7 protein-coding genes are annotated in these 5,176 nt (G+C 47.7%); 5 read left to right on the forward strand and 2 right to left on the reverse strand.

Annotation, left to right across the window (positions count from 1 at the left end; translation table 11 throughout):
- Both QVO39_RS03170 and QVO39_RS03175 read right to left on the reverse strand, forming a co-directional pair.
- Window positions 1-262: PP-loop family protein (locus QVO39_RS03170; protein WP_288171710.1), on the reverse strand; the 262-nt coding region annotated here is incomplete at its 3' end.
- Window positions 263-266: 4 nt separating this feature from the next.
- Entirely contained in the window at window positions 267-1,166 is a 900-nt protein-coding gene (locus tag QVO39_RS03175; protein ID WP_018028796.1) for a M48 family metallopeptidase, read from the reverse strand.
- A gap of 96 nt (window positions 1,167-1,262) precedes the next feature.
- On the opposite strand from QVO39_RS03175, the gene QVO39_RS03180 reads away from it, so the two are divergent.
- From QVO39_RS03180 to guaA, 5 genes are all read left to right on the forward strand, one after another.
- On the forward strand, window positions 1,263-1,790 hold the full coding sequence (locus tag QVO39_RS03180) for a hypothetical protein (protein WP_021903001.1): 528 nt from the start codon (window positions 1,263-1,265) through the stop codon (window positions 1,788-1,790).
- A gap of 22 nt (window positions 1,791-1,812) precedes the next feature.
- Entirely contained in the window at window positions 1,813-2,409 is a 597-nt protein-coding gene (locus QVO39_RS03185) for a cob(I)yrinic acid a,c-diamide adenosyltransferase (RefSeq protein ID WP_021903002.1), read from the forward strand.
- Between the two features lie 11 nt (window positions 2,410-2,420).
- A complete protein-coding gene (locus QVO39_RS03190) occupies window positions 2,421-2,753 on the forward strand; it encodes a hypothetical protein (RefSeq protein ID WP_021903003.1) in 333 nt (110 codons plus the stop codon).
- A gap of 79 nt (window positions 2,754-2,832) precedes the next feature.
- On the forward strand, window positions 2,833-3,525 hold the full coding sequence (gene trmD, locus QVO39_RS03195; RefSeq protein ID WP_021903004.1) for a tRNA (guanosine(37)-N1)-methyltransferase TrmD: 693 nt from the start codon (window positions 2,833-2,835) through the stop codon (window positions 3,523-3,525).
- Window positions 3,526-3,542: 17 nt separating this feature from the next.
- Window positions 3,543-5,057, forward strand: coding sequence for a glutamine-hydrolyzing GMP synthase (gene guaA, locus QVO39_RS03200; RefSeq protein ID WP_021903005.1), 1,515 nt, complete (start codon window positions 3,543-3,545; stop codon window positions 5,055-5,057).
- Window positions 5,058-5,176 lie beyond the last annotated feature (119 nt).

The raw sequence follows: 5,176 nt of genomic DNA on the forward strand, positions 1-5,176 counted from the left end.
CCCTGCCATAAGTATCAACGTCTGCAAAGTGGCACTCAGCCTCAGGAAGTTTTTTGGCAAGATAGTCCGCAACGAACTGCGCATCCCGATCACTCTCCTTACCCCTTAGGTGGAAGTTGATGTGGACCACCACAAGTTTATAACCCATGTGGTAAAGGAGGTGGGAGAGTGCGATGGAGTCGGCTCCACCGCTCAGTCCCACGAGTACTTTATCCTTTTTATTGAGGACCTCTCGGATAATGGCTCTTGCTTTGGCCAGCACAGTCTTAGTACCTAAGTTTAAGCGGAGTTTGTCGTCCTTTATTGATATCACTAGTTAGTTTGCTGTGGTTGGCCGGTTTCACAGGGGCACTCTTACCACCACCTTCAATAAAAGCCTTCACGCGTGGCAACTCCTCTTGAATCTTCTTGATGCGATTGGCATCATTAGGGTGCGTGCTCCAGAAGTCAGATTGTTGCCCTTTCCCTTTATTGTCCCCAGCCATATTGGTCCAAAATTGAACCGCTTGATTATAGTCATACCCTGCAATAGCCATCAGGTAAAGACCTATGATGTCGGCCTCGTACTCATGCTTGCGGCTGTAGGGTAGGGTAAAGAAGGCTGTGGAGCCTACATCGTATAGAATTCCTCCCATCTGCTGAGTGAGCCCACCCTTGCCTGCTAGAAGCAAACTGAGTGCCCCAGCTCCATACTGCTTAAGAATCTGCTGGCTCATCCGCTCATTGGCGTGTTTGGCAACGGCGTGAGCTACCTCGTGCGAGATAACGGTAGCGAGTTGGTCATCAGTTTTGGCAATAGGTAAAATGCCCTCATACACCACAATCTTGCCTCCTGGCATACAAAAGGCATTGATTTGTCTGTCGGCAATGAGGTTGAATTCCCATCTGTAGTTATCTGCATCGGTAGCCATCCCTACACTCCTTAGGTAGGTGTCTGTCGCCTTGGCTATTCTCTGTCCAATCGCTACGACACGTTGGGTCTGTTTAGGGTCCTTGCTCTTTGGGGCTTTAGAAATAAATTGAGCATATTGTGCAAAGCTAGTGGAGAGTACTTGTGAATCGGGTACCAAGTCGATTCGGTTCCTGCCACTAATGGCTACTGTTGAGCAACTGCCAATACCGATAGTTAGCAGTATTCCTATGATCGTAATCTTAATTCTATTCATAATATCTACATCGTTAGTTGAATGTCCTTATTCTTCTTCAAAGGTATTCATTTTTTTTGAGTTACCGTAATTCAAAAATTGTGTACTTTTGTCCTGATGAAGATGTATAGTCGGTTTAGCCCCTATCGGTGGCGTGTTTTTAGGAGGTTGAGGTATGGACGTGGAAGAGGAGTGCATTCGCCCAAAGGGTATGTGATGATTCTTTCGCTAATTCGTCCGTATGCCATCTATTATCATTTTGAGCATTATCCAAAACTATTTGCCAGCCCATTAGCACGCTTGATTTATCGCTTGGTGGCTCGCTGTGATCTGGATGCAGTGGTGCTTCCAGTGGGAGACCCATTGATAGAGGTGGTGAAGTTGGCCAAGTCTACCCTTCAGGTCAGCGCTCAACCTTCCCCACTTTTAGGGCGAACGCTATGCATAGCACGTAGTATGGAAAGGCTACCCGCTCTTGAGGAACTCAATAATGGACTGTTGCTTTTCTTGCCCAGGCCAACTACAAGGGCGCAGATAAAAGAGTGGGTTGAAAAGCTACCCTCAGGGCTGATATTAGACCTTTACGAGGCAATATTGGTGGTGGATATGCCGAGAGTTAAGTACCTTTACAGAACGACAATGTAGTAAACTATATAAATGAGATATTATGGAAGAGAAAGAGATAAAGAAAAGCTCCGTATATACGCGATCAGGTGACAAGGGAAAGACTTCCCTAATGAGTGGACAACGGGTCTCTAAAGGTTCGCTGAGGCTGAATACTTATGGTACGGCCGATGAACTCAATTCGTTTGTGGGGCTGCTGCGGGCGTTGACCCCTACCGAGATAGGTCAGGATGCGACGCTTGAGATGATTCAAGATCGTCTCTTTACATGTGGCGCCTACCTGGCAGCAGATTTTAGGGGACAAAAGAGGGAGTATGACGTCCCTTCGGGTGTTTCCCCTGAGGATATCCTCCACTTGGAGCGTCAGATCGATATTATGGACTCTCAGCTCCCAAAACTGAAGGAGTTTATTCTCCCTGCTGGTGGTCAAGCCGCTAGTGTTGCCCACATCTGTAGGACGGTAGCAAGGCGTACCGAAAGGGTGATCTACCAACTCCTCGATGCCGACCCTGAAGCAGAGATAGAGGCTGGCGTAAAGAACTTTATCAATCGTCTGAGCGACTACTTCTTTGTGCTGGCACGCGTTTTGGCTCGCCACGAAAATGGTGAGGAGGTCACTTGGAAGCGCTTTAGAGATTAAGCTGATCCCTAGTGAAGGTCTACTTTAGCCGTCTCGTCCCTTTCCGTCCCTTCATCGCGATCAATCTGCTAGGTTGTATCGTAGTGAGAAGTGATCATCGTGGCAAAGTCGATGAGTCCCTTATCCGGCACGAAAAGATTCATACAGCACAGATGCGAGAACTCCTTTATGTGGGCTTTTATCTCATCTATGCTGTCGAGTGGTTGGTACGCCGAATAGCCGGAGGTACGGGAGCTTATTGGCGAATTGGCTTTGAACGTGAAGCCTATGCCTACCAGTCTCAACCCTCATACCTTCAAGAGCGAAAGCACTTTGCGTGGCTCAGCTATTGGCGTGGAAGGTAGAGCCACTCTCTATGTTGCGTATATATGTGTGTGTCGTTTATAGTCTGTTTCTTTACTTTTAAGTAACTTTGCCCCATATATGAGGGTAGATATACTGACCGTTTTGCCAGAGATGTTGGAGGACTTTGTGCATACCTCCATCCTTAAGAGAGCCCAAGATAAGGGGCTGGCTGAGATTTACGTGCACAATCTTAGAGACTACACCACCGATAAGTGGCGTAGGGTGGACGACTATCCATTCGGCGGTGCTGCCGGTATGGTGATGCAGATTGAGCCGGTGGACAATGCCATCAAAGCCCTGAAGCAAGAGCGTAGCTATGACGAGGTGATCTATACCTCACCCGATGGCGAAATCCTAACGCAACCATTGGCAAATACTCTCTCTTTGGCACAAAATATAATCATCCTTTGCGGTCACTATAAAGGTATCGACCACCGTATTCGTGAGCATCTCATTACTCGAGAAATATCCATTGGCGACTTTGTACTTACTGGGGGCGAGCTCCCAGCTGCCGTCATCACGGATGCCGTGGTTCGCCTTATACCTGGTGTGCTAGGCGATGAACAGAGTGCACTGAGCGATTCTTTCCAAGACAACCTTTTGGCTCCGCCCATCTATACCCGCCCTGCAGATTACCAAGGCTGGAAGGTGCCAGAGGTACTGCTCTCAGGCAATCCTGCCAAGATCGAGGCATGGGAAATGGAGCAGTCACTTGAAAGGACGCAGAGACTGAGACCTCATCTATTGGAGAAAAGAGAAATTGACAACTGATAATAGTGATATAGATTATGCTTGATAAGATTATCATCCTAGACTTTGGGTCGCAGACGACTCAGCTGATTGCTCGTCGCATACGCGAATTAGGCGTCTATTGTGAGGTGCACCCATACCATTATGTTCCTAAGACCGAGGAGAGCCTCAAGGGTATTATTCTCTCTGGTAGCCCTTACTCCGTCTCTCAGCCAGAGGCGTTTCGGATAGATCTTAGCAAGCTACCCAAGGTGCCTCTATTAGGGATCTGCTATGGGGCTCAGTTCATCGCTAGTCAGTTGGGTGGAGCAGTAGGGAAATCTGCTACTCGTGAGTATGGAAGGGCTCACTTGGATATACTCGCCGAGGATCCCCTTCTCAAAGGACTTTCCTCCAAGAGTACCGTTTGGATGTCACACAGTGATACCATTACACAACTGCCTACAGATGGCGAACGATTGGCAAGTACAGAGACGATCGAAAATGCTGCTTATCGTATTAAGGGCAAGGAGATTTGGGGTGTGCAATTCCATCCCGAGGTGGCACACTCGGAAGAGGGAACTAAATTGCTGGACAACTTCCTTTCTATCTGCAAAGTGGCTAAGGAATGGACCCCTGCATCATTTGTTGAGAGCACGGTGGCAGAGCTAAGAAAGCAGCTCGGAAGTGACAAGGTGCTACTCGCTCTAAGTGGTGGTGTGGACTCTAGTGTGGCAGCAGTTTTGCTCAATAAAGCAATTGGCAACCAATTGACCTGTATCTTTGTGGATCATGGTTTGCTTCGAAAGGGGGAGTTTGAGCAAGTGCTGGACGATTATAAGCATCTCGGGCTGAATGTAAAGGGGATAGACGCAAAGGATTACTTTTTCCGTCAACTTGCCGGCGTCTCTGATCCAGAGAAGAAACGCAAGATTATTGGCAAAGGCTTCATTGATGTCTTTGAGGTAGAGGCGAGCAAGATCCAAGATGTCAAGTGGTTGGCACAAGGAACGATTTACCCCGATGTGATTGAGTCGATCTCAATTACAGGGCAAGTGATTAAGAGCCACCACAATGTGGGCGGTTTGCCAGCAAAGATGAAGCTGAAGTTGGTGGAGCCTCTCCGGCTGCTCTTTAAAGATGAAGTGCGAAAGGTTGGTCTCGAACTGGGTATGAAGCACGATATGATTTTCCGTCATCCATTCCCTGGCCCAGGTTTAGGCATCCGTGTCTTAGGTGATATTACCCCCGAAAAAGTGCGGATTATTCAGGAAGCAGACCATATATATATATCACTACTCAAGGAGTGGGGGCTTTATGAAGAAGTATGGCAAGCTGGAGCCATCTTATTACCCATCCGCTCAGTTGGTGTGATGGGCGACGAGCGTACTTACGAGTATGTATGTGCCTTGAGAGCTGTCACCTCCATCGATGCAATGACGGCCGATTGGGCGAAACTCCCTCACGAGTTCCTCGCCAAGGTCTCCAATGAGATCATTAATAATGTGAAGGGCATTAATCGTGTAGTCTACGACTGCTCATCTAAGCCACCAGCAACCATTGAGTGGGAGTAATCTCCAATATCCACTAAATATAATATGCGGAATATACCTCGGTATGTTCCGCATATTTTTTAGCAGTAAGTTTTTATCTGATACAGTTACAGAGAATGTTGCACGAAGTGCCATTCTCG

The sequence above is a fragment of the Porphyromonas sp. CAG:1061 genome, from assembly GCF_000435035.1.
In the GTDB taxonomy this organism is placed as follows: Bacteria; Bacteroidota; Bacteroidia; order Bacteroidales; family Porphyromonadaceae; genus Porphyromonas_A; species Porphyromonas_A somerae.